14 protein-coding genes and 3 tRNA genes are annotated in these 26320 nt (G+C 43.4%); all 17 read right to left on the bottom strand.

Going from position 1 to position 26320, the window contains the following annotated elements; genetic code table 11:
• Nucleotides 1–306: 306 nt before the first annotated feature.
• A complete protein-coding gene (locus tag B5G52_RS20270) occupies nt 307–4260 on the bottom strand; it encodes a DUF2357 domain-containing protein (protein WP_087534442.1) in 3954 nt (1317 codons plus the stop codon).
• Between the two features lie 3 nt (nt 4261–4263).
• A complete protein-coding gene (locus B5G52_RS20265) occupies nt 4264–7083 on the bottom strand; it encodes a chromosome partitioning protein ParA (protein WP_087534441.1) in 2820 nt (939 codons plus the stop codon).
• Complete coding sequence (locus B5G52_RS20260) at nt 7083–9257, bottom strand: hypothetical protein (RefSeq protein WP_087534440.1); 2175 nt, start codon at nt 9255–9257, stop codon at nt 7083–7085. Before B5G52_RS20260 ends, B5G52_RS20265 begins: the two co-directional genes overlap by 1 nt.
• On the bottom strand, nt 9254–12691 hold the full coding sequence (locus B5G52_RS20255) for an ATP-binding protein (protein ID WP_087534439.1): 3438 nt from the start codon (nt 12689–12691) through the stop codon (nt 9254–9256). The genes B5G52_RS20260 and B5G52_RS20255 overlap by 4 nt, the downstream gene beginning before the upstream one ends.
• Complete coding sequence (locus B5G52_RS20250) at nt 12688–14184, bottom strand: lipopolysaccharide kinase (protein WP_087534438.1); 1497 nt, start codon at nt 14182–14184, stop codon at nt 12688–12690. Before B5G52_RS20250 ends, B5G52_RS20255 begins: the two co-directional genes overlap by 4 nt.
• Complete coding sequence (locus B5G52_RS20245; RefSeq protein WP_087534437.1) at nt 14181–14909, bottom strand: PP2C family serine/threonine-protein phosphatase; 729 nt, start codon at nt 14907–14909, stop codon at nt 14181–14183. Before B5G52_RS20245 ends, B5G52_RS20250 begins: the two co-directional genes overlap by 4 nt.
• Entirely contained in the window at nt 14902–15483 is a 582-nt protein-coding gene (locus tag B5G52_RS20240) for a hypothetical protein (protein WP_087534436.1), read from the bottom strand. Before B5G52_RS20240 ends, B5G52_RS20245 begins: the two co-directional genes overlap by 8 nt.
• Before the next feature lies 1 nt (nt 15484).
• Nucleotides 15485–17215, bottom strand: a complete 1731-nt coding sequence (locus B5G52_RS20235; RefSeq protein WP_087534435.1) for a DUF1887 family CARF protein — start codon at nt 17213–17215, stop codon at nt 15485–15487.
• Nucleotides 17216–17226: 11 nt separating this feature from the next.
• Nucleotides 17227–19359, bottom strand: a complete 2133-nt coding sequence (locus B5G52_RS20230; protein ID WP_087534434.1) for an AAA family ATPase — start codon at nt 19357–19359, stop codon at nt 17227–17229.
• A gap of 1 nt (nt 19360) precedes the next feature.
• Entirely contained in the window at nt 19361–20932 is a 1572-nt protein-coding gene (locus B5G52_RS20225) for a hypothetical protein (RefSeq protein ID WP_087534433.1), read from the bottom strand.
• 9 nt (nt 20933–20941) lie between these two features.
• Nucleotides 20942–21643, bottom strand: a complete 702-nt coding sequence (locus B5G52_RS20220) for a VWA domain-containing protein (protein WP_087534432.1) — start codon at nt 21641–21643, stop codon at nt 20942–20944.
• Nucleotides 21644–21689: 46 nt separating this feature from the next.
• Nucleotides 21690–23312, bottom strand: a complete 1623-nt coding sequence (locus tag B5G52_RS20215; RefSeq protein WP_254911255.1) for a DEAD/DEAH box helicase family protein — start codon at nt 23310–23312, stop codon at nt 21690–21692.
• 70 nt (nt 23313–23382) lie between these two features.
• Nucleotides 23383–24519: a CRISPR-associated ring nuclease Csm6 gene (csm6, locus tag B5G52_RS20210; RefSeq protein WP_087534431.1), complete on the bottom strand. Its 1137-nt coding sequence runs from the start codon at nt 24517–24519 to the stop codon at nt 23383–23385.
• A 154-nt stretch (nt 24520–24673) separates the two neighbouring features.
• Nucleotides 24674–24763: transfer RNA gene (locus B5G52_RS20205), tRNA-Ser, on the bottom strand.
• A 152-nt stretch (nt 24764–24915) separates the two neighbouring features.
• Nucleotides 24916–25956 (bottom strand): quinolinate synthase NadA, encoded by a 1041-nt coding sequence (gene nadA, locus B5G52_RS20200; RefSeq protein ID WP_087534430.1) that lies wholly within the window; start codon nt 25954–25956, stop codon nt 24916–24918.
• A gap of 123 nt (nt 25957–26079) precedes the next feature.
• A tRNA-Lys gene (locus tag B5G52_RS20195) sits at nt 26080–26155 on the bottom strand.
• 84 nt (nt 26156–26239) lie between these two features.
• A tRNA-Lys gene (locus B5G52_RS20190) sits at nt 26240–26315 on the bottom strand.
• Nucleotides 26316–26320: the final 5 nt, after the last annotated feature.

The raw sequence follows: 26320 nt of genomic DNA, 5'->3' as shown, positions 1-26320 counted from the left end.
TACTTGCAGGTGCATTTTGCTAGACGCTTACCGTTAAGCTGGTTAAATAAGTCTGAGCAATGTAATGACCTAGATTAGCAATTTATTTTCCTTTGGAATTATCGATTACCATATTGACATCACCAATACACATGTGATGCTTTCGCGTATCTACTCATGTTTTTTCCTTTTGTGACTTCGCTAAAAATCAACTTAGGAATTAACATGAGTACTTTTTACTGGCAAAGCCTATTTTATGATAACCTCCTACTGAAGTAGGTGGTTTAGGTGCTGAAAATAAAAATCAATTAATTGAAAATTAGTCATTTACGGAAAAGGTTCTTCCTCAGATACAGATGTAATTCCTATCGAGCTTGCACCAGCGTCTCCCGTTAGAAACATCCGCAATGCGTATAACAGATCGGGAGTGTTGCGGAACATTTCAGGCTTGTCAATTTGAAGGCTGATTCGGGACTTAAGCTCGATGTCACTTTCGACAACTATTTTGGAAACATCATCTACCAATGCCACATATTTTTTAGTCAGGTCATTATCTGGGGCGAAAATCATTTTGAACTCTTCGTCTTCAATCCGTCGGCTTCTCAGGAGTGCAAGAAGAAGTTCCAAGTGCTTACAGAGAGTCGCGATCTGATATCCTTTCCCATCATTAACAACCTTCTGGATGTCGAACTCAAGGCAGCCATATAAGCTTCCAGATAAAGCTACGAGATCCTCTTTAGTCAATTTGTTGATCAGTGTTTTGGAACGCCAAAGAGCTATCGACAAAACCTCCATGGTAATGGATCTGGTCAGGCCCTCATTATCAATGGGGTCGATGACATTCTCCAACAGCTTTTGTTGGTATGGCAGTTCGGCATTACCGATGGCGAAAGCAATATTCTTGTAGTACCTCCGAAAAAGCTTTTTATCCTTCACAGCATCAAGGAGCCGGGAACCAACAATCCCGGGAGCATCCTTATGTAGACAGCACAGAAAGAAGAAAAGCTCCTCTTTAAGGGTGTCCGGCATATTTACTGACTCAATAATTGTTATGATTTTTTGAGTACCTTCGAATATCATGTTTCTAAAATGGTCAGGCACATCTGATTCTGAAAGAGAGTGTCCATGATTCCAGATGGTTAATGCAGGGAAGCGGATGCTCTTAGATAAGAAGCACCCCTTAGGCTGTTCCGCTCCTATTGTTACGTCTTCTGCTGATAATTTTCCGTTGCTATCTTTCACCTTATAAAATGAAAGTACTTCACCTTGTTGAGGCAATCCTTGATCCGTTCTCAGCCACAACGACGATTTGTGCACAAACACATCATCAATAAAGCAGAAAATATTATCGTTTCCTTTGTCAATCCATTTAGAGATAACTCCGGAAACACGACCATTGTGTGAGATATCACTAATTTTTTTGAGATCTCGTTCCAACCACTCCAGAAGGTCAGAGAAGCTTTTGCCATCTTCTTTAGGAAAGTTCTGAAAATCGGACCAACTTTTACGGGCTGGAAAATCTGGAACCGGCAAATTTTCAAGATCGGCAGCCTTACACTCTGATGCTGGACGCCATTCAACCCGAATAGATTTGAAACCCGCCTCTGCTGAATTTAACGGAATAAATCTAAGTTCGTATGGTTCATCCGCTCCATAGGTGTAGGTCATCATAAGCTTGCAGGCTGTGTCCTTCTTCAAAGGAAAGGCTGGCGATTTCAGGTATGCAACAAAATGTAGCCCTTTATTACCTTCTCCCTGCTGTAGAGGGAAACTGTAATGCGTTTGTCCAGCAGGAAGAGTAAATGAGTCTTCTACTGGTATATTCACAGTTCTGCCTCGTTGCGGTGTTACTGTTGCATCTTTTACCAGATAGAAATTTTCAAAAAGCCCATCACGTACAATTCTGATCGACAGCTCTGGCAGATGATCGCGCCAAAGGGCAATATCATCAACTTCTTCCTGCCATCTGTTTAAAGTCTGGCAACCTTTAATTGGTGACCATGCAGATCCCAGCCACTTGTAATCCATTCGCACATCAGGTTTCCTGATTGTATCTTCAAGAGGCAGGATAAAGACGCCAACTCCCCGACAATCCCTGTTTGTAGAGTTCAGGCAGTTACTGATCGCGTCGTTTGATAATATGTTGAGATCTAAATCCTGAGTCAGAGTCTCCCGAATAGAATCTGGTAAGTGATACCAGTGATCATCTTTTACAAAGGACACGTCCCCTGAATCACTGACTAAACCATCGAAGCCGAACAAATGGAGGAGTTCTTCAGATGTCTGGCAGCCATTACGGTCAAGATTGCGGGCCATGGCAGTATGAATGCCACTGTTTGGAATAGTAACCGTAGGATGTCGCTCCCAGCTAATGCCTTGTGTCTCAGGCAATATTTCGTCCAGCTCTTTTTGGTATATTGCCTGGACTGGGGTTATTGAAATGCCGCCGTCAAATGAATCAACCAACAGCACAAAATCCCTCTCTTTAACTCTGCCCTGTACAAATTTCTTCGATGATTGCCATGCAAAGATAGCGGCTATGCTTTTGGGAAGCGGTGTCGAATCGTCAAAATAAAAATTGACGCTTTTTCGTATTCCCTCAAGGTCGAAGTCATTGACCCAATCAGGAACAAGATAGGTCAGCTTTTCCGTCTTGATATAGTCACTCAACTTTTTCATAAAAAACATCGCTGCACTGCTTTTGGTGGCATCTGGCAGTGTTGAGATATGTGAAAAGAGGCTCCTCATGCTGACCGTTTCAATATCGGAATGCAGGGCGATTGATTTTGCGTAACCGCAGTCTATTACCACCCCTCCATTAATATTTAACGACCAGTTCTGCTGAAGCAACCTGAACGGCAGGTGCGCCTGAGAGCCTGTATTATTCGTGAACGTCGGACGGATAGAACACAGGTCAACAACAGAGCTATCGATCCGTATTGGACCACTTTGGTTATTTGTCGGCACAGAGTATTCAAACGGGGCATCCGCGACTAATGACAGTATCGTCTTCGGTATCTCTTTGAGAGTTGTTGGCTCTATTTTTAATTTCTTTTTTGCGCCCTGAACTTGCTCAATAACCAGATTCTCGGAAAAGATCTGTAATAAATACTTATCCTCACTGACTTGTATCTTCCATTTATCACCCATGAAATTGAAATCGATAGGAATGATTCCTGCTGGAAGGGTTATGTCGTCAGCACATTCGCCCTGTCGGTTGATGCCGATAACAAAAGAAACTTCATCTCCAGTAGATAATGAATCGAGCTTGAGCTTGCTTGAAAGATTGTTTTGATGAAAAAATAAATCAACACCGCTTTCTTGTGTTACAAAGCCAAACTTCTTCTCATAGTTTATTGTTTTGATTTTTCCTTTGATCTTTGAGTCAGCAGCAGGAAATAAATATCCCCTGACCGGCAATTCTGGGGAGATAGAAAAATTATCATAGTCGAGACCGACCGGCTGCTGAACGGTTCGAAAACGACCACTATGGTTGAGTAAGGAAAGGGTATTCCAATAAATAACACTGAGGATATCGCTATGGACTCTTTTGCTGTCCCCAGTGATCTGCTCGTCGATGGTTTGGAGCCAGAGCCAACCATCCCAGACTTTTCGATAACGCTTATCCTGAAGAAGCGTGTTGTTGGGCGGAAGATTGCCCCAATTGCCAATTTCAGCGGCATCTTCAGTTCTAAGCCAGCGCTGGAGGGAAACAAGCAGTTCCTCACAGGTATCTTCTGCCGCTGCAGACAAAGCATACTGTCTTTCAATCAGAATCTGCTCCAGCCGCAGTAGAAAAGCTTTTAATAGTCGGTTTTCTGCCGTATCAACACTGGACCTCCGCCTGACAGCCTTCATATAAGGTTTACCGGAAAGTTTCTCGCGGAGTGTTCTTCCCGGCTGACGGCTGAGCCATTGCACACTTTTACTGTCAACCTCTCTTGCCGCATGTATTGGCAGCATGGCATGTTCCCGAAATATCTTATCCCGAGTATGCTCCATGATTGCCAGAACTGATTCCTTTGAATGCGACACAATTCGATAGATACGGTCCTTTATCTCGCCCTCTGGTGACTCATCCTGCACCGATCTCTCCACGGTACTCAAAAAATCGACAATGCCGGTATGCAGGGCATGCCCGGAAACAGGGTCGAAGTTTGAGACTTCCGTCAGCCAGCTGCGCAGCATCAGCATCAAAAGCGCCTTGACCTTTATCTCATCCCGATTGTTTAATGCCTTGTAAATAGACTCGATAGAATCAATGTTTAAAGAGTCTTCCATCAACTATGACTCCCTCGTCTTATTACATTCAGCCTTTAGCTCCTTGGCTTTTTTTGCATCACAATTCATTGTTTCCATAATTTCTGACATGGTTAACTGCCAAATCTTTTTTGATTTGCCTTCTGCAAACGTAACTAATGCTTCTGGAAGCCGTACTGATGAATTGGCATTATCTGCATTACTGCTATTCGATTCTGGTGAAACTCCGATACTACCGTTTGAAGCTGCCGTTTCCAGACCGTTCACAGACTCATCATCCTTTAAATAATTGGCACTGCCCCAGATAAACTGGCCGTAATTAATATCGCTACAAGCCCAATCAAAATCCTCAACAATTGAGTAGTCACCATTAACTAGTTGAGTTCTTATTTTATCAAGGCACTCAGTCTTAGCTGTTCCCCTCGTTTCGATACCACGTAGTTTTGGCATAACTTTCTGCACAAGTTGATCCTCAAAAGCAGTTTTCATTACTTGTGCAAGTCTTGAATCATCATTGCTTCGTTGAGCTTCTAATACGTCAGGATAGTTTGCCATATAATATTCTATTGATTGCCACACCCTGTGCCCCAAAGCCCGGCCAACCTTAGATAGTGATGTATTCATCTCTTCAATAAAATCCTTGAATGGCAAGATCTGTTCATCCGTAAATTTACTTTCTCTACACCACCAACTTTCCCACACTTTACGAGATAGTAGCGGAGCCTGTTCACCCAACGACTTTAATTTACGGCGTCTTTCAAGTGTTGTGGGGCGAGGGAAATTAATTACCGTTCCACGATCTAAGACTTTATCTGAAAGAGATTTCGTTGTTTCATCTTGGTTCATTGTACCGGCCCAAAGTACATTTCTTCCCAGCGGTAAGTCATAGTGTTGGATACCGGCGCCAAGTTTCACTTCAAGACTAGGTACATCACTGCCTTTACAGCCGCGTCTTAATTCAAGCTTACTTAAGAATTCGGCAAAGTAGAGCTCAACATAAGCAAGGTTCATTTCATCCATCAAAACAAGGTTCATTGCATCTTCAAGACCAAGTGGATAATCTTCAGATTTTTTCTTTTGACTTTGAGTCAACAGCTTGAGAACAGGTTGAGCATCAAACTTATTGTCAATCGAGTTGAAGAAACCAAGCATGGATTCTTGGCTATCCCAGTTCGGTTGGACAGATAGGCTTAAGAAGTTAACGCCACCAAAATGAGAATATAATCTAGGTAGTTCAGATTTCCCCGTACCACTGACACCTGCCAGAACAGTTACAGGAGACCATTCTGAGGTTTTTAATGCTGTATGAAAAGCATGAAGAATTCTGCGAGGAAATCTTAAACCGTAATCAATGCAAGATTTCCTGATATTATCGAGCCACTCCAGTTCTCCTGCCGAAAGTTCTTGTTCAAGTTTTACTAATAATCCAGATTGTTCTGGAGTTAACTGTTTGCCATTTTCTTTAGCTGCAGTTAAAGGGCGATACTGTTCAACTTCTCTTATCAATTTAAGCGACCTTAGTAAACTCTTCTGAACATAAGGCACTTCAATATCCCGAACCCTTGCTTCTCGGTCCTGTTCACGCTCGTAAGAAGACTGTAAACGTTTCAGCTCTTCCATCAATCGATTATTGTCGGCATCCACTGATTCAAACCGTCTCAGCAGAGATTTGTTTTTATCGGTCAGTTCCGCTACCTGCATTTCAAGATCCGACTGAGCGCGTGCTGAACTTCTGATAGCCTCATTTTCTTCAGAGAGTCGCTCACAGGCCAGCTGCAGTTCGCTCTGTTCGGACTTCAAGCGATCAAAAGCTTCCCGCATCTCCTGTGTTGGGCGTGTGGCAAGGTCATCGCGCAGCTTTTTAATTTCCTCTTCATAGGTTTTCAGTTTCAGTAAAACAGCGGCTGGGTCTTCATCACCGAGCTTATGCTTCAATTCTTCAAAGTTTGAAATTAGAGCACTGCTCGTATTGATAGATTCTCTCAAACGTGCAATTTCATCATTAAGCGCAGACTTCTCATTCTCGAAAGATTGCTTCCGTTCAACAACCTTGGCATCCACCTCAACGTTCAAATTAGCTTCTCGTTCCTCAAGGCGGTCTTTGCTGGATTGAAGGCGCTGCTTTTGATACTCAAGCTCATCCTTGAGTTCATCAAGCGCAGACTGATCCTTCAGGAGAGCCTTTCTTTTTTGTTCGAGCTCATCCTTTTCCTGTTGAATCGCAGCCTCATGAACTTTCAGTCTATCAGCTATCTCTTTCTCCAAGCTTGCTATTCTGGATGTCCTCTCCTCCGAAAGTTCTTTTTCAATGGCAGTCAGAGCGTTTGCCCGTTTTGACTCTTGCTCCTTTTCATGTTCTTTCCGAAGATTGAAGAGCTCGTCATCAAGCTTTGCCCGGGCATCTGCATACCCATTGTCCCTTTGGATTTCAGACTTTTGTATCGCCACCTCTCTCTGCCGCAATTTTTCCTTTTCGGATTCAAGAGACTCCAGCTCACTTACGCATTGAGATTCCCGCTGCTCCAATTGTTTTTTGAATGCTGCGAACTTTTCCTCAAAGAGTTGAGGAAAACCGTTTTTGGCCTGAAGCTCCATCTCTTCAAGCTGAACACTTTTGTCATTCAGCTCCGCTTCTTTTTTAGCTATCGCGTCTTTAGCGACCTTTAGCGCCTGTTCCTTTTGAGCAATAGAGTTCTCTTTTTGGGTCAGAGAATCTTCTAATTCTTTCAGTTCTTGCTGTTTAATCAAGAAACCAACCTCTGGGACGTTCATTGTTTTATCAGCCTGAACTGCCTGTATATTATCCTCAGAAAACTGGGCGTTCTGCTTGTTATTGCTGTCCATTAGAAGACCTCCGTTATGATCTTGATTGCTTTGAATACATTGTTTTTCAACGACTCCATATCGTCCCGTGAAAGAGCTGAGGAAAGCGTGTTTCCATCACCTCGTTTGTTCAATAAATCTGCTATGAATTGAATGACACGTGCATCTGCTTGATAAAGACATTGGATCTCATTATTTGACGCAACAAACATAAGGCCCAGTAGATCTGCTCCAAGTGAAGCTCCAAATCCATCAATAGATTTTTTGATAAAGCCACTTTTTACCGTTGTAATTGATAGCGGAATTTTATCGCAACTCTTGTAGAAACCAGCCTCAATTAGTTTATGAAGCGCACTTTTTTTTATGTCTTCGCTACTACTGATTCCAACAGCCCTTCGGTCCTTTATTTTGGGGTGAAGACTGATTTGCATTGCTGAAGCTAAAGCCTTGAGGATTTCAACAGACATTAGCTCATCCAAACGCTGCGCAAACATAAGTTCTATGCGAATGAGCTGTTCCTTCAGTTCATATGCCATTTCGTAGATAAAAGAGAGCCCAAAGAAATCATCCAGTTGAGTTTCTGCATTGAGACGCTCCTGGTTTATATCTATCTCAATATCATAGCGGTGATTATTTTCTGACAGCTCCGAAGAAATGGCGGGCAACAGCGCTTTAATAACCGTTACAGTGCGGTTAACATCTTCCTTGAGTTGTTCTTTATCCTTCTTGTAGTCAGAAATGTCGCCATGTGAAACGGAATCCCGCAGTTTTTTAAGAGACAGTGCAAAATTCAAAAAACCACTATGATTCCGCACCAAACCATGAACTGGGTGAGTAGGATATTTCGTTGCAGCTCCAGCAATAGCCATCGCTAATAAAGGCTGAAGCTTGACTTTCCCATTTTGGATTTGCCGTATCGCACCCGCCTTAACTTGAAGTAGCAGTTTGCTTTTTGGGGATAGAGAGAAACCGACCTTTTTAGCGAACCCATAAAGTAATCTTTCGTTGTGTTCATAATTCTGACTGGAAAATGTTTGCTCCCATTCAGGAACAGGATATTCAGCAACGACGAGAGCTAATGCGTATTCGACTGAAGAGTAGAGTTTCGAGCCAATCTGCTGTTTGTTAGAAACATATTCTCTTTCTTCATGATCGGTTTTTGGTAATTCATTTAATTTAGCCAGAGCAGAATTGATACCGTATTCAGCATGTCTGAATAGTTTAGTAATACTGGGATATCTCCATTGGTCACCCTTAAGATAAGTCGCTTTTTTTTTCTCTGAAGTAATTCTATCAACAACTCCTTTCTTCTTGATGTCTTTAACCCACTGCCAGTCCTTAGAAGTAAGGTAATTGGCAAAGCTTTCAGAGAATCCAAAGCCGCATCCATCTGTCACCAAAAGGTCAGAATTGCCTATCTGGATAAGGACATTGCAATGCAAGTAAACCAGTTCCGGATTATCATGTAAGGATATGGCTTCAGCCATTGGCACCGGAGGCGGGTACTGATCGATACCTTGGTTCAACAAGGCGTGCCGTTTATATTTTTTCTTAAACTCCCTAATGGCTCTGATGATATCGTTGGAGTCAGGAACTGCTTTCCAGCAAGAGTCTTTTGCTGGGCGTATCTGAATTGAACGAATCCATTTTTCATCAGTAGGGTTAATGAGGAAATTTACATAGTGTTCAAACTCACCTTTTTTCTGAGGATTCTCTTTTGAGTAAAGGTTCTCAATTTTTTTATAGTTCAATTGCTCCGTGCTGACATAGGGAAGAAGCTTCCCGGAAAGCAAGTCTAAAAACACTGTGGCCACGATGTATTCCAGATTTCCGTCTGATTTATTCTGCCACTCGTTCAGAAGCTCCTGTCCTTGCTGAGTCAACTCATAACGATCATTCAAAAGGCCGAGCTGGTTGAGGCGATTCTGAATGAAGGCCACCAGCTCCTTTTCCAGACAAGTGAGCAGCGCAATCTTTTCTGTGTCGCCGGATTCAATCTCTGTTATCTTCAAGACAGTTTCTTCAAACACATTGAGTCCACTCTTTTTCTTTTGGGGAATAGAGATGTTGAAAGCGTGACATGGCCATAGAACACTTTGTCTGGCGGCGATGTTCAATCCATCCAATGCTGTGCGAAAACTGATTACTGTAGGACGATGGTCTTTTGCTGTTTTTTTTGTAGAGAGCACACTCATAGGATCACCCCCTTTTTGTGGCACAAATCATAGAAGTTTTTCAGAGCCGGAACTGCATCCACAGCAATCTGGGTGTTTGCGAGGACGCCGTCTCCCACAATGGCTAAGACTCTCTTCTGGCGACTCATGCTCACACATAGGCGGTTTTCCGACATGAGATGGCCGAATAGTTTTCGTTGCTTCTTTTTGTAATCCAGCTCGTTGCGTATATTAGGCGGCAAGGCGTTCATGTCCTGAGACCTCACCATGGAAAGAAACACAATATCGAACTCCATGCCCTGAAAGGCATCAACAGTACCGATACGGAGCCGCTCTTCCCCATTTTCAAGAAAGCGGTATTCCTGACATATCTGCCATGTACCATCCTGTGCCCGCTCCGTGACACCATATTTTTCTAACTCTCTGTAGACTTCAAATACTTGAGGTTTATAAAAACTAATAATTCCAAAACTAAGGCCTGCATGTTTTGTATCACCAGTCAGTTCCTGCATAAATTCTGCACTGGATTCTTTCGATTTTATCCAAGTATTAGTTTTTTCAGCGATAACTTCTGCCTCTACACTTCGCCATCTCTTCCCACCATCTTTGTTGTAATCTTCTGGTCCTCTACTATTAGGTACATCAAACCATACTGCTGCTTTATCTTCGATGCCTTTTAACTTCTGGGAAAAATACTTAGCAGCTAAAGGAGAACGATAACCTTCATTGTATTGGTTATAAAAGTTGCGGCTTGCAAAATCCCCCAAAATCGGATGTGTTCGATACTGAGCATCCAGCGTCACTGTTCGTTTGATGCCATCTTTCTCCTCCAGTTTCTTCAGGCGGTTGAACAGATACTCAAACATACTTTTCTTGACAAAATCGACATCAACCGACGGACCGGATGAATCTCCACCTTCCAAGGCTCTCGCGACCTCCTCATCAATCAAATGAGGCAGCTGCCTGTGGTCCCCGACAAGGATTATTCTTTTTTCAGCCTGAGACATCGGAATAAGCAGGTCTCGCGGGCTGGTTCTCGCCGCCTCATCGATGATCACCGTATCGTACTTAACCATTTCCGTTCGCTGATCATATCGGACGTTTTTATTCTTTGAGCGGATGATATCTTTCCCGACCGCCTGTTGAGTGGTTGCAGCATACACAAAGTTGTAGTCCTCTATGGCCTCACGAACGCCATCAGGATTGCCTTCAAGCTCATGTAAAAACTCAGCCAGTATTGCATCACGTTTATTGGTTGAATTGAGTTTTTTCTCCAGAAGCTGAGATACCGTTGCCACCAATCTCAAAACATCTTCTCTTGGTTTTTCAGTCCTAAAATCGGGAGAAGGCAGATATTTATAGAGCAGCGCTTCTTTCAGTTCTCTTAGCTCTGGAAGAAAACTCAGTGGGTTGCCGCTGCGCCAACGGGCCGCTTTTTCAAGAACGCTTAAATCTAGATTAGCCAGTTCGTCTTCGATCTTATCCAGCAAATCGACTGCTCTTGCGGCACCGTCGTCAACAAAGGCTGCTTCACTGACACGCAGAGCTCTAACGAGCCGCAAGGTGGAAGGATCATTCGACTTCAGTTCGGTTTGCAGGGAATTGATGATTTCTTCTGCCTCACTGGTGATATCCTCAGAAATCACGTCTCTGGGCAAATCCAGAATACGTTTCATTAAACTGACTGTGTTGTTCTTCGAGGGACACAATGAATATGCGACAAACAGTTCAGCCAGTCTTACCTGATCTTCCGTTTGAGCAATTTGAGGATTCTTGATACGAATATTCTCGGCGACATTGGAGCACCATTTGTTAATTTTTTCAGTGACGGCATCTTCCGTAAATTCCGAATCACCGGTTCTTCTGCCGAACTTAACTGCCGGAAGTGCATTAACACTCAACCTTGCAACGATATTCTCAACGGCATCATGCTGAAAACCGGAGACAAGTATCTGACCTCTTATCGACTTGGTTTTGTCATATTCCTCGTTAAGCCTTTCAAGAATTGCTGTAACTACAGTTGTTTTTCCTGTACCTGGTGGTCCCTGAATAAGAGCGATGTCTGGGGTGTTCAAGGCGACATCGATGGCCTCCACCTGCCTGTCTGTGGGAGGATGCTTAAAAATCTTCTCTTTCACAAAGGACGTCAAAGGCTTTAGTTTGGTGACTCGCTGTATGTCTGGTAGCGTTCCACCTTCTTCAATCAGCAGGCCGAGAAGCGGGTTTGCACAGCGTCCTTCCAGAATGGCTGAACGTGCCCGCATTCGTCTTTCAATCTGAATCTTGTCGCCATTGATGGACAGAATCAAAAACATTTGACCAGACGGAATTGACGGCAGATCCAATTCAATGCTGGTTTTTGAAATTTTAAGGATCGGGGCATAAACAGAAGCTGGCATTTCAGCATCGTTCTTTTTCTGATCCATTTTGGTTGCGAATTCTTCTTCCAGAGCCTTGCTGTAGGATTCCCATGTAAGATCCGGATTCTTGAGGTATAAAGGCTCCTCGGAGGTGATCTCTATCTCATCGCCTTCGGTAAGTTGATCCGGAATAGACGACACAAAGAACTTAACACCTTTTGTTGTCTGTTCAGTGCCATGATAGCCTATTCTGCCAACTGCTTTGGCCCGGGCCAGCAGCATTTCACCTTCAATTGCGCCGTACTCGTCCCACTGTTGCAAGTAACTCCCAGTCTGCTTGGTAAGTTGACTCATCGCTCCAGCGGCTAAAGCCCGAATGCGACCTGTCTTGGTGTAGTCAGAAAACAGGACCGTACCCCTTGCCAGACGCAATGCTCCTTCACTCTTCTGGTTGTCCTTAAAGACCGCTTTAGTCGCAAAATAGATGTCCTTTGACTTATCGACATTGCGCCTTTCAACTGGGATACGAACTCTCTCTCCATAGATAGAGAATTCCCGGTACTTCTCCTGCACAACGGTTTTGGAGTTGGGCGAGTCTTCATCCTCAGGAATATCCGCTTCAAAATCAGCCTTAGCGGATGGGCCGCTCATGAGCAGAAAGAAATCTTCGCCGCCAACGCTGATTTTGCATTTATCGTTTAATACGCTCCCCAGCTCTTCAGCTCCATTGAAGCGAATACCATTTCTTTTAGCCGTTGATTCTATGCGCTCATCAATGCCGATCTCCACGTCGCCAATTTCAACGATTTCACCATTGAAAAAGATGATTTTAACAAGCGCACTGCCGTCCTTGGCAACCTGCATTACCTCGGCAAGATGCGCACAACCTCTTTTAAGATGAAAATTCAGATCCTTCCCGGCCGAAGGATCACGAAGCTGCACGCTCCACTGCTGGCCATCGATTCTCAATCTGTATGCCTGCCCGGTATTGTTGGGTACGATATATCCAATACCAATATTTGGAGTCTCTCCGGACAGCTCAGGTATCAACCATAATTCAAAATTAATTTCAGCATTTATGTCTTTCAGTCTCATTTGCCACCTCCGCTGATCATGCATTTAACCAGCCGAGGACTATTCAAATGTGCGAACATCCAGAACTGAGCATCCGGCGTTACCCGGTCAATTTTCATCTGTGAATACAGCTTCTGAAAACCACTTTGCGGACTGTCAGCAGCAACGGACAAATCGGCTTTGCCATGGTCTGACTTCTTAATCAAAATGCCATTATTGCTCGAAGAGATGAGCACCTCTGCTGTATCCGAATCAAGCATTGCAAACTCATCAAAAATTCGTCTTGGTATCGTGAGTTCGGTACCCTGAGGGATCTCACATACATACCGCCAGCATGGTGAGTTTATGGGTTTGTCCGGTCCACTCCATCGATAAGACTCAAGAATGAGCACCTGCGGCCTCTGCTTTTTACAGTAAGGGCAATTGTGAGCCTCTGTTTCCGGGTGAATGAAATCATAGTAATAGTTCATCGAGCAGCCTGGGCACGTGACAGTCATATCCGCTGCCTGAGCGAGAGCCTCAGGCCAGTGATAGATGGTCGGCCGCAGCAATGGGGATGTCCTACCAGGGCCGAATGTGCCCTCAAATAAAGAGATCAGTTTTTCTGTAAGGAGAAGGGATCTGGGCAGACCGCTGTCGGAAGAGTTTGAATCATCATCTTGTTCGTCAACCCAAGGGAACAGCCCTGCATAGGCTTTATCTTCAACATCCTCGCCATCATTTTCCTCATCAGCCCAGTCGCCTTCATCCGTTCCATCCACCTTTTTTCCGACAAAAGGGTGAATCAGCGAAAGAAGGTAGAAAGCCACGACCGCGAACGCATGACAATCGCTTGAAGGTCTTCCACCGTCTTTGCCCTGCACCAGCTCGGGGGCTCCGTACTTTGGTGTATAAACAACACTTCCGCCTACTGTGATTTCAAATCGAATATTATCAGCATCAATCAGCCAGACTGCTGAATCATCAAGCCCTTCTGAAATAAAGATATTGTTGGGAGAAATGTCACCATAAACCATACCATTGCCGTGAAGGCGTGCCAGTAAGGATGCGCACTTGTAGAGCGCATGAAGCCTGCGTCTAAGCCCGCCAGTTCTATAATAATGAACAATCTTTTTAGCTTCGTTCTCCGGCATTGCCGAAAGCCATGTTGGGATATCGTCGGGACCAATTTTTTCTGCGGACTTGCCATCGAGCCAAAAATGACTGAACGGAACCATCTCACTCAAAAGCTGCATCACATAACCGGCTTTGTTTTCCAATACGACAGCTGGTAGCGCTATATTCATGTCCATTGGAATTGGTAAAAGCCGAACGCGCTTAAAGCGTTTCGAGTATTTCTCTACAAATTTTTTATCGGTAACAGGATTACCTTTAGAATCAATAACAAGTTTGATTGCTAAATCGGGATCTTTGGTTCTGTAAACAATCCCTTGACCACCAGGAGGCGCAAGCTGATCGCCAAGGATATGTACATTCTGATATTCATCCACATACTCGTTGAATCTTTGACTCATTGGGAACCTCCTTTCTTAAACAGACAGGCAATCGTCTTGTCATCGGAATGGTGCGGAACGGGCCACTCATTCATCATTTTTATCAATTGCTTAGTTCTTTTTTCTGGAGTCAGTAAAATATACTCATAGGCTAATTCAATACAGAAATCCATTTCAGAATCAGGTAACAGGTCATCGGATATGCCATCTGTGCACAGCACAACTGCATTGCATGCCGCGCTCTCAATCGTCGTGGTTTCCCACTGTTCAGGATTAAACTCCTGCCGAAGGCTATTTGTGTAGTTTGAGAAAGAATCCTGTTTGTTATCACTGAGGATAAGGTGGTTTTCGCTTGTTTTTCCAAGGGCGACAATCATTCCGTCACCAAGACGGCCAAGAGTAATAATTCCTGCGTTCTGGATGGCGAAAAGGCATGTGGCCAAACAATCTGTTGAAGAGTACGGAGCTATTTCCACAAGCCAGTTGGCATGAATGAGCCTTAAAATATCAACGATATTGGCATCGGGATTTTTCTGGTAGCGCTTGGCTGCCTCAAACACAGCCAGACAGGCGGCTTTTGAACCATGATCTGAATGTGCCTTGCTGCCCAGTCCGTCCGATACTACAACGACATTTCCCCATTTATACCGGCGTGCCATCCAAGAATCCTGATTGGGAATCCCTGCTTTAACATGTAGGGGGCCGATTACTGAGGCACCCCAACTATTCCAGAGTTGATCAAGCATCCCAATCCTCCTCTGATTCTTCTATTTCAGTCTGTTTGGATTCCAGAAACCGGGCTGTGGATACTGGCGCGGTCAACAGCTCATCAGAACCAAAGATTGTGCTGTCAATTGCTGAAGCAATGTTCTCCGAAAGGTAAACCGTGTTATTTGTGGAAATTTTCTTCAATTTCAACAGGTCAGCATCAGCGCCGACGGCAACTGTCCGGATGATCAGGTCGCTGAATGTGCCCAGTTTTTTCTGAAAGCTTACGATGTCTGGATTGGGGAAATTGCCGTCAGACAGAATGAGAACCATTAATTTCCCGGTATCACTCTGATACTGGGAAAGAAAATCAGAGATAACACATAGGTTCGATGAGCCTTCAGCGCTTAAGGCAGGGATATCCCCGTCGCTTTGCAAAACGGCCTCAGCAATATTCTGCGCCCATTGATATAGGCGGATGTCTAAGCCCGAGTATTTTTCCTGATCTATGAGCCTTAACTGAGCCGCATAACGGCACAGATTCCGCTGAAGATGGATTTTTCCCATTTCATTCATACTGCCGGAAACATCTACAAAAATAAAAAGTTCCATCTCAAATTTTCCCGAAAAAATTTAGCAAATGCTCAGAGGCACTACTACCAAAAAACCATTCCACATTTATAAGATCATCTGATTTTTGCTTTATCACAGGATGCGGGGGGCGAAAAGACGAAATCATTATTCCGTTCCCTTTCACACCACCAAAATGTTTGGTAGTTTCACTCAGCTTCAAAACATGGTTCGCTTCGACCTTTCCACTTTTACATTCAATAATGAATAAGCGATATCCATCGGTACAAATAACATCAAACTCTTGATAACCTATATTTTCTTTAAACCCATCATGGTAATACTTAAAGTTATCGTTGGAGTCGACGTCCACAACAGACACCTCTAACCCAAGGCGTAAATCTTTTAGAAAAGCAGATTCCTTTAATGGAAGTAACACACTAAAAACATACACCTCTAGCCACTTACCCATCAGAAACTCAAGAAAATCAGGGAATTCATCAAACACAAATGACTTACCGCCAATTGTTAGCTTTGCCTGTTTATCAATTGTCAGTTCAGCGTAGAAATCATCCCCCCAACTCTTGAATGATTCATCAGAAATATAACTTTTCAGCTCACGATACTTTGACGCGATCAAGTTACGATTTTCCCAGATTATCTGAGAAGCATTAATAATTTCTCGAGAAAGTTCTTGTTCTGTAAGACCAGGCTTCGATACTGTTAATCCATCACCGTTCAACTTCAGAAATGTTTCAACCGAGTCTACTGAAACAATTTCACTTTTTGTGAAACTATTAAGATTGATAACCTGTTTCTTTGAAAAATCGAAATAAAATGGCGTTGCATTTACCTTACGACAGGCGGCAAGCGCCCCTGCATACATCAACTTGGTCCCGCCCGTTAAGTTGAAGCCGATCTTCGCATCGGCAGGCATTTTCGCGATCAGATCCAAAACCGTGGTTCGAACATTTTCAGGGTCATATGGGTCCACCGCAATTTCACCGTATTCAGCTTCTCCAAGAAACTGTTTCATAACATTCGCAGGGAACTGCGCGGAATTCACAAAGATATGCTTCCGGCTTGAAAACTGGATCACGCCAAGCAGGTTCGGCATCCGCTGTTCGCCGAACAGGTGAAAAATGGCATCATACTGTTCATATTCCGTATTAGTTGATCGAACCTGTCTTCCGTGCCATTCCAGCCACTCGTTTGGCAAGACGATTCTTTCCGGAGGTCTTCCTGGCTGAGAAGATGCAATAAGACGCTTTTTTAACATCGGGTGCTTCAGGGCTGCAAAAGCCCAGACGAAAGCCATAACCGGAGTCCCCGGACTCAGGTAGAGCGTAACGAGCTTTCCACCTTCAGATGCGGCAACCGCATTCAGGGATTGAGTCGCGGCCTCATAGATACCCTCCGTGTCATTGAGATGCCTCAGATCCACAGGGTGGAAACGCACATCAACCTTTTTACCGGCATCCCGAAGCTGTTTCTTTAGCCACTCATTGAAATAATAGTGCGCAGCCCCTGTATTTGAAAACAGGTCGATAAACTGTCTCGCAGCAGCCGGATCAGAGCCTTCAACACCTGCAATTTTTTGCTGAAATTCATCAACTTTATTTTCGGATTTATCCGGGTGCGTATAGCCGAGGATGATCACATCGGTGTAATCTTCCGCCAGCAAAGCTCCCAGAACGGGGCCGGTTGTCTGCTCCAGTCCGAGTGAGGCCCTGAAATCAGTCATTCCGTACCATGTCATTAAATATTTCTTCAATTTAAACTCCCTTAACTTTTAGGTACGAGTATTAGTGCGATCTGTTTACCTGCAATAATTGTTTCACCAACTTTGACGAATATCGTATCAATAAGGCCATTAACAGAAGTTGTTACTCGCTGGGTGTGACCCTCTTCATTGTCTATCTCAACCAGAACATCATCACGATTTACAATATCGCCTGGAAGAAAGCAGATATTTTGAACAGTAGCTGATGCAATGCTTCGTGATAATTTTACTTTTGCCGCATCAAATGTATTTTCCCTCTCTTCAGAAGATAACTTGTGGGCTAGTGACAATAATTCTTCATCCTTAATCATTCCTGTAGCATAGAGATTAAGGATGAGATCTCCGGTCATATTTGGGTGCTGTACAGCTTTATCAAACTCTTCTTTTGCCACCTGTGTATCTGACCATGAACCGGATTTTTTGAAATCAAACGGCTTATAGTCAGTAACAATCTCCTTCAAGGCTTCAATCGGACAGCGAGGATTTTTTATTGCGGCCATCCGAACACCGGAGTTCACATCTTTTACTAACTGCTTAAGCTTTTCAGGTGAAATAAATTCGTTAGATGCGGCGTTTTCTCTTTCAGATGAATCTTGGCTATCGCTTGTAGTATTGATGCTCTCCAGGTCTTCTTCTCTAAGTGATGCCGCCTTGAGTCTAAAATTTTTAAATAGTTCCTGATAGATCTTGATTTTATCTTCAAGAACAAGACTGATAGGTGTAACTAGGGAAATATGTTTTTTGAGAACATCTTGAGTGAGGTCTCGTTTATCGTTGCGGAATAAATCTTCCAAAGCATCGTTTATTACACACTCGATATCCGCTCCAGAGAAGCCACTAGTTGCTTTAGCTAGCTCGGCGAAGTTGATTTTCGACCATTCAATTTTTAACGCTCTAATTTTCACTTCAAAAATTTGCTTTCGCTCAGAATCGCTTGGCAGATCCACATAAAATATCTCATCAAAACGGCCACGTCTCAACAGCTCCGGAGGGATGCTAGTAATGTCATTAGCCGTTGCCATGACAAACACAGCGCCTGGTTTTTCCTGCATCCATGTTAGAAAATAACCAAATAATCGAGTTGTGATCTCTGCGCTTCCCCCTGACCCGTTAATGCCTGAAAAGGCTTTTTCCAACTCATCGACCCATAAGACACAGGGACTCGCCTGTTCTGCAATCTTAAGTGCTGCTTTCATATTGGCTTCGCTTTCACCAACAAACTTCCCCATCAAAGAGCCAATATCTAAGCGAAATAGAGGTACATTGAATAATGAAGCAGCCGCCTTTGCACTCATAGACTTACCACACCCCGGCATTCCTGCCAAAAGAACTCCTTTTGGAGCTGAAATGCCAAGGCGTTGTGCATGTGCTAAATTATCAATAATGTGTTTTTTATTACGTAACCAGCTTTTGAGTTGCTGCAACCCCCCGATTTGGTCAATACAAACACTACTATCAACAAGCTCCAGTAAACCTGATCGGGACAATGACTTTTTCTTCAAAGCTAAAGCTCGCTCCACTGCCTGTGAGGGGAAGGACTTTGCATATTTATTTAGGAGAGTTTCGAATATTCGAAGCATTGTATCGCGTTCCATCCCTGAGAATATAGACACGAGCGATCTTTTCACTTTTGTACTGGCATTAATAGAGTGCTCTTGAAGAAGCGAATCAAAGATAGTTTCAACCTGCGATGACGCAAGTGGAGGGCAATGATATTGGACGAGTAAATCGACGATCTCAGGAAAGACAATGTCTTCTTTCGCAATCAAGAAAATTACTGACTGGCTCTTGAAATCTCTATTTATTCGTTGCAATTCCTGCTGCAAACGGGCGGCGGCTTTATAATCATTATTCAATGCAGAGAAGGCATTTCTAATCACGTAAATGTTATTTTCTGGGTTGTCATCAGCGATTGTCTTGAGATCCTCATACAATGATACATCCTGTTCCGGCTTAAGCGCTCGCTTGGTTTTAAAGTCGACCCAGCCATATCCCTGATTCCACTCCTTAACTTTAAACTTCAACTGCTTGGCAATCTCCTCGATTTCTTCATCCACTCTGACGAAATCACGCCCCTGAATGTGTATTCCAGAGACGCCAGCCTTAATGTTTTCAACAATCCCTTTAGTATCCATATTAAAATCCAAACACCGATGCTATGCCGCGACCAATGGGAGAAAATCCTTTGCAGACAGCAGAACCAATACTATTAACAGCATCAACGATAGTCGTGACGATTTTCTTGCCGCCTTCATAGATTGCTTCCCCCACAGTGCTCCCTGCGATACCGCCTACGACACCACCAACGATTCCTCCGATTGCAGTACCAATCGGCCCTAATGCAGTCCCTAACGCAGCACCTACGCTAGCGCCCTTAGTTCCACCAGCCAGCCCCCCAACAAGGCTACATGTTACACTACCAGCCTGATCAAGTGCTTCTTCACCGGTAATTTCTCCCGTTGCGTATTTGTAGAGAACCTTGGCGTTTTCAATACCGATGCAAACAGCATTTGCAATTCTGCCAGCCGGCGTATTTTTTAACACATTACCCAACCAGCCACTTTTAACAGCCACAGTTACGCCACCAGTTACAGCGACGGTTAGTCCCGAGGTTACTGCCGATTTTAGAGAGCTCTGCACAAACTCTTGAAGGTCTTTTTCTGCACTATTATTTTCTTTTCCTGTTATTCCATTCCAGATCCGACGCCCTAGAATACGAGCACCTTGAAATCCCACAGACAAAAGAGCCGCTGTACCAGCTTTTTTTCCGATATTTTTTGCAATATCGATCCTATTTGTCTCGTTCCAATCATATTGTTTGGCTTCTGCTTCTTCTTGGGCCCTGCGTTGCTTCTCTTTGGCCTCCTGTTTAGAAAGTGGCTTCGATTCAACTCCATCAATTTCGATTGTTTCAGTACTTCCAGGAATATCTTCAGACTGCCCTTCTGGCACTAACTTGCGTTGCCCTCGGTAATCGCCTTTTTTAAGTAAGATGTCTGTCGCATCCGCATCAGCCCCATATTTGGCCTGATAGCGACGGACAATTTTTCCATCGTTGTCGCGAATTACAACATCAACCGAATTTTTGCCATATGCTTTGCCGGGCTTGGGTTGTAATACTTCAGCACGGTATTCACGGCCTTTAGCTACCGCATCAAGGTTGAAGGTATCAACATGGTGTTGTTCAGCAATAAAACCATCCAGATTAAGCTGCTGATTCAACTGGCCATCATTTCGGTAAAGCAAATCAATGTTTGCTTTGTTTGCCGTCTCAATGACGCTATCAATTTTCGTCGCGTAAGCTCCGACGTTAGTGACACCACCTGCGGTTGCACCTTGCTCAATTTTCCTCGCCAACCAGTTGTTAGTGCTTAATCCTTTGCGGTGATGTTGCGTCAACTCTTGCTGAGAAGACTCGAAAACCTCTACCTCCTCAACAATCTCATCAGCAGCGTGTTTGAGCTCTTCTTCATTGCTCCAAATATCTGGATATTTGGAGAATTCAAGACAAAGCCAAGCCTTATTGGATAGGTCAGGCGATTTATCCCTGTAAGAGCGAATAAATGAACTTATAACTCCGCGCGTTTTTTTTGCATCCTCTGGCGTAAACTCTATCTGTTCCGTTAATGCATCAGCCTGCGCTTCACCATTAGATGCGCCATTAGCTATCAGTGCTGGTAAATCCAAATTATCCTGATTCCTATCCATCTTGCTCTCCTACCAATAACCTTGCTCATCATTCTCAATGGAGACTGACGCAGCAATATTTGATTTCGTGCTCTCATCCAGCACAATAGACGCTGGAACAACGTTCGGGTTCCTGGACTGGGTACGCATAGTCACCGACATGGTCACTCGCTGGAAAAACTCATGCAGCTGCCCGGCATTTTCCGCATAGAAAAGGTCATGGGGCGTGCCCTCGATAAAACGCTTCAGAACTGTCTCATCAGCATCCCGTCCGATAGCCATTGCCATGCGGTCACATTTGGAAGAGCGTCCTTCGGAGATAAAGTTCTCCATCGGCCTTTCCCAGCTGTCATTAGGCTGTCCGTCAGAAACAAGGACAACAGTCGGACGGTAAGCGCGTGACGGCGTAGTCTCCTTGTCTTCGATCATGGCCTTGGCCATATTGAGGGCGGTTCCCATCGGGGTCATACCGTTTGCCTGCAGACCTTGCCACTGCACCTGAGAAGCCTTGGTATAGGGCACCTGCAGCTCAACCTGATTGCCGAAAGTGATGACGGAGACAAGAATCTCGGTCTCCATCTTTTCTTCCTGCGCAAACGTGTCCAGCATATCCTTGACAGCCTTGTTAAGGTTCTCAATTTTATCTCCAGACATACTGGAGCTGACATCCAGCAGTAAAACGACGGGAAGAGGCTTGGCTGTTGGAGTTGTGAATTTTTTTGGGTCAAACATGGTGTATCCTTCTGATTAGTGCGATGGTTTCAATTTCATACAATTCTCAATACTCGGGCGAAAACTCAGCGAGGTTTACGCGCGCTTCAAATAGCTTTTGCAATAAGAATTTAGCTTGTTTTACATCTTCTTCCTCTGGGTTTTCATCAAAGTATTTAAAAATATCGCCATAAATATTGTAAATTGAGCGGTGCGATTCATCAGCGACTATCAGGTCAAAATGGCCTACATCGTACTTGTTCATTATGCGCAGCATACCTGGATACGTTGCTATAAATACGCGCGCACTGGCTGCGGTGTTTTTAGCACTTTTGCCCACAATATGTACTGGCTCATTAGTAAATTCAGTGAAGGCGTTTCCTGCTTGTTTGCGCAGTTCTTTACGATCACATAAAAACAGTACGCGCTTAGCCCAACCAGCATCAAGTAGTCTTTTTGCAAGCGCGATTGATACCCGCGTTTTACCTGTACCTGTGGCTTGCACAATAAGCGCTTTACGGTGTTTATCGTTAAAGCGCTCACATACACGGGTTATGGTTTCCATTTGATACAAGCGCCCTGCCACAGCTGTATCTATCGGCGTTTTATTTAAATCTTTTTTAAGCGTACGCTGTTTTATTAAATACTGCAGGGAGTCTTTTGAATAGTAACCGTATAAACCTCGGCTATTATAGCCTTGCGCGTCGTCTAGAATTTTTATATCCCAGCCGTTCGAGTAAAAAATAACGGGGCGTTGGCCATATTGTTTTTCGAGCGCGTTGGCATAAAGCGTTGCTTGCTGGCGGCCTTTTTCGATATTCTCGCGTGAGCGTTTTGCCTCTATTACCGCAAGGGGTTTACCGTCGTCATCCCATAATACGTAATCAACATAGCCTATGCCTGTTGTTGTAGGTTGATCTGTTACTTTTACTTCTTTGCCCACGTCTTCTGTTGATTCGTCGTCAAGTGCTACGTGCCAACCTGCTGCGCGTAAGTCTAAATCGATAATACGTTTACGGGTTTCATCTTCGTTAAAGTTAAAGCTTGAGTTAATTATTTGCTCATTTCGCGTTTTAACTTGTGTAAGCTTTTCTGCATCGATAGTTTGTTTTAATTTTGCAGCCTGAAGTTGGGCTTGTTTTTGTGCAAGTTCTGCGGCTTCTAGTTCGTCAAGTGCGCGCTTTAAACGGGCTTGGTTTTCGGCTAACTGTTTGGTGAGTTGTTTGTTCTTTTTTGCAAACTCGGCATCACTTTGATTAGTTGGCTGTTTTTGCTCAGGCGCTTTAAACTCGGGGCACTCTTGCTGAGTGCCACCTGCGTACGCCATAAATAAGTACGACGCAATAAAGTAGCTTTCTTTTAATATCCAAATTGCTTGTTGTTGATCTACTTTGCCTTCGTGCGCTGCTTGATTGCCACTTTTACGTATGGCGTGAAGCTTGTCAGTTATTAAACGCGGCACTGCACTGGTAAAATCGTCGGCTGTGAGCTTATCGAATATATTAGAATTAGGAAAAACAGGTAAACGCAGCTCTTTATATAAAAAGCCAACGACTTTTTCAGCAAAGCAGCGTAATTTAACCAATGAGCTTTGTGGATCAGTAATAGCGTAGTCTTCAGCAAAAGCTGCAAGTTGGTGGAGCTCTGGCCACTTAGATTGAATGTGTTCAAAATTCATTGACTGCTTCATTCTTTGTTACTTCCTTATGTACTAATCTACCAAGCATTATTATTTTTATACGTTTGCAAGCTTGTGAATATTACTGTGTTACATCTATTTTTATATCATGCGTAATTGCATTTAACCAATAATGCGTTGCAAGGGTTTGTTTTTGAGATGAAATGGCTATTTTATTTGCTAATTCGTTCGGTAGTAACTTATTTATTTTTGTATTAATACGACTACGTGATTGTTGTACAAATGTTTTTTCCATTGCTTTTAATTGCGTATGTAAGTTATCTCTGAAGTCTTCTGGCTCTATACCAAACGTATCTCTAAATACGCGTAGGTCATTGCTATTTTCTTGTAAAATATATAGATATGCCTTGCTATGGCGCAATGACTCTTCAAAATCACGATCAACTATTAATTTTGTATTTTCACTTAGGCTGTATTGTAAAAGCCATAGATAAAAAGCACACTCTTTTGCGGTGAGTTTAATTTCTATACCCGCAAAGGTGAGTGTTTTAGCTTTTGCATTTATTTCGAGTGTTAAATCTTTTTTATGCGCTGAATTTAAGCTTGCTACTGTTTGGCTAAATGAAGCACTTTGCATGTTCCTTATAAGTGTTTCATCTATGGATTGACGCATCCGAACAAATGGGATTTCGGCAAGTGTGACTAGAGCATTTTTGCAATTAATTAATGCTCCATCTTTACTCTTAATCATGTGGTTGTATGAAGTGGGGTAATAAAAGTCGCGTACAAACTCGAATTCATCATTAACAAAAACATGACTAAGGGTGTCTTGCTCTCTACCAAGAAGGGACATTGCATAACCTAAATAAAACGCCATTGTTTTACGGCCACCCGCAATAGAAGCATGAATACTAATATTGTTATTACTGGTAAGCTCAAATACCTTACGCGTGATAAAATCAGCCATGTATGTTTGTTCTAATTCTGATTTTGCATCATCAATAGGTTGGCCATTTTCGTCTTCTATTAGCCATATGTTTTCTTCGGTAAAATTAATAGCTGGGAGTTGGTAATCTTCGATGAGTTTGGCTAATTGGGCTTGCTTAAATAACCCATCGGTAAGTATACCTAATGTGCTTTTCGTTGTAATCACAAAGATTTCGTCGGGGAATTGCTTGCCCTGCTGATGGATAGCAAAAAGGGTTTCAGTTAAAACTTGTGGGCTTGCGCCTGTGACTATTAGCAATATATGTTTCATCAAGGATCCTTTTGTTGAATATTCAGCATCATAGCCAAATTTTAAACTGAATGGAACTTGTTTGAGTTCAATGGATCACATTGATTTTTTAGGAGGGGGAGAGATATTAAACATGGCACAAAAAGACGTGCTAAAAAGTCCTAATATTAAATAATGGCGGTGAGGGAGGGATTCGAACCCTCGTTAGGGATTAACCTAAACACACTTTCCAGGCGTGCGCCTTCAGCCACTCAGCCACCTCACCGCAAGCGTTATTTTATAACGCGGCGTAATAGTATGAAATAGCGCACAATGGTGCAAGGTGTTTTTCAGCATTGTATTTCAATTGCTTAGTATATACACAAAAAAGGCCGTTAATCTTTAAATTAACGGCCTTTCGCAATAACGTTTGAGATATTAACGCTGTAATGATGCTGAGAAATCAAGCATACGATTAAGCGACTTGAGTGCACCTTCACGAAGACCCATATCCACAAAGACCTCTTTACCATTTACATCGAGTAATGCTTCCTCAATGGCTTTGAGGCCATTCATTGCCATCCACGGGCAATGCGCACAACTTTTACATGTTGCGCCTTCACCTGCCGTTGGTGCTGCTACAAACTCTTTATCTGGGCATAGCTGCTGCATTTTATAAAAAATACCGCGGTCGGTGGCCACAATAAACTTTTTGTTATCCATTGTTTGCGCCGCTTTGATCAACTGACTGGTTGAGCCTACAGCATCAGCTAACGCGACTATTTCAGCGGGTGACTCAGGGTGAACCAGTACGCCAGCATCAGGATACAGTGCTTTCATATCTTTAAGCGCTTTAGTTTTAAACTCATCATGTACAATACACGCGCCATCCCACATAATCATATCAGCGCCAGTGTTCTTCTGAATATAAGCGCCAAGGTGTTTATCAGGGCCCCAGATGATCTTTTCGCCCATTTCATCTAGATGCTCAACAATTTCAAGCGCGCATGATGAAGTAACAATCCAATCAGCACGTGCTTTAACGGCTGTTGAAGTATTGGCGTATACCACCACTTTACGATCAGGGTGCTCGTCACAAAACGCAGAAAACTCATCAATTGGGCAACCAATATCAAGCGAGCATGTTGCTTCAAGCGTTGGCATGACGACGGTTTTATTTGGCGTTAAAATTTTAGCTGTTTCACCCATAAAGCGAACACCAGCAACAATGATCATATCTGCATCATGTTTTGCGCCAAAACGCGCCATTTCTAATGAATCGGCGACACAGCCGCCGGTTTCTTCAGCAAGTGCTTGAATTTCAGGATCAGTATAATAATGGGCAACCAGTACCGCATTTTTATCAATTAATAGTTGTTTTATACGTGCCTTATACTGCGCTTGCTCATCAACATTCAATGGAGCTGGCTTAGGAGGAAAGATGTATCCTTCAGGCATAATAGTTTGAGCTAAACTCATTTCTCGACCACTTAAATCTACAGTGCATTTATGGGGCGAATTATACGAGAATATAAAGCTAAATAACAGTAGTGGTTACGAACTCAAAGGGAATAAAATATAAAAATAAAGGGATACCAAGAATGGTGGGTCATGATGGACTTGAACCATCGACCAATGGATTAAAAGTCCACTGCTCTACCAACTGAGCTAATGACCCGCTCTTGTGCTACTGATTGAAATAGCTGCTGCGTGAATCCGCCGATTTAACCATTCAACTCTTAACATAAAGCCAAGCAAAGAATGGTGGGTCATGATGGACTTGAACCATCGACCAATGGATTAAAAGTCCACTGCTCTACCAACTGAGCTAATGACCCGCTCT

It is taken from the genome of Pseudoalteromonas sp. A601 (assembly GCF_002165575.1).
Taxonomy (GTDB): Bacteria; Pseudomonadota; Gammaproteobacteria; order Enterobacterales; family Alteromonadaceae; genus Pseudoalteromonas.
Note: the sequence above shows the minus strand (reverse complement) of the source record. Positions and strands in the feature narration are given on the sequence as shown.

Excerpts from the sequence above, each read along its gene's own strand:
- B5G52_RS20225 (WP_087534433.1), bottom strand. The coding sequence starts at position 20,932 with ATGGATAGGAATCAGGATAATTTGGATTTACCAGCACTGATAGCTAAT.
- B5G52_RS20220 (WP_087534432.1), bottom strand. The coding sequence starts at position 21,643 with ATGTTTGACCCAAAAAAATTCACAACTCCAACAGCCAAGCCTCTTCCC.
- B5G52_RS20240 (WP_087534436.1), bottom strand. The coding sequence starts at position 15,483 with ATGGAACTTTTTATTTTTGTAGATGTTTCCGGCAGTATGAATGAAATG.
- B5G52_RS20245 (WP_087534437.1), bottom strand. The coding sequence starts at position 14,909 with ATGCTTGATCAACTCTGGAATAGTTGGGGTGCCTCAGTAATCGGCCCC.
- B5G52_RS20270 (WP_087534442.1), bottom strand. The coding sequence starts at position 4,260 with ATGGAAGACTCTTTAAACATTGATTCTATCGAGTCTATTTACAAGGCA.
- csm6 (WP_087534431.1), bottom strand. The coding sequence starts at position 24,519 with ATGAAACATATATTGCTAATAGTCACAGGCGCAAGCCCACAAGTTTTA.
- B5G52_RS20250 (WP_087534438.1), bottom strand. The coding sequence starts at position 14,184 with ATGAGTCAAAGATTCAACGAGTATGTGGATGAATATCAGAATGTACAT.
- B5G52_RS20260 (WP_087534440.1), bottom strand. The coding sequence starts at position 9,257 with ATGAGTGTGCTCTCTACAAAAAAAACAGCAAAAGACCATCGTCCTACA.
- B5G52_RS20255 (WP_087534439.1), bottom strand. The coding sequence starts at position 12,691 with ATGAGACTGAAAGACATAAATGCTGAAATTAATTTTGAATTATGGTTG.
- B5G52_RS20215 (WP_254911255.1), bottom strand. The coding sequence starts at position 23,312 with ATGAAGCAGTCAATGAATTTTGAACACATTCAATCTAAGTGGCCAGAG.
- B5G52_RS20230 (WP_087534434.1), bottom strand. The coding sequence starts at position 19,359 with ATGGATACTAAAGGGATTGTTGAAAACATTAAGGCTGGCGTCTCTGGA.
- nadA (WP_087534430.1), bottom strand. The coding sequence starts at position 25,956 with ATGAGTTTAGCTCAAACTATTATGCCTGAAGGATACATCTTTCCTCCT.
- B5G52_RS20265 (WP_087534441.1), bottom strand. The coding sequence starts at position 7,083 with ATGGACAGCAATAACAAGCAGAACGCCCAGTTTTCTGAGGATAATATA.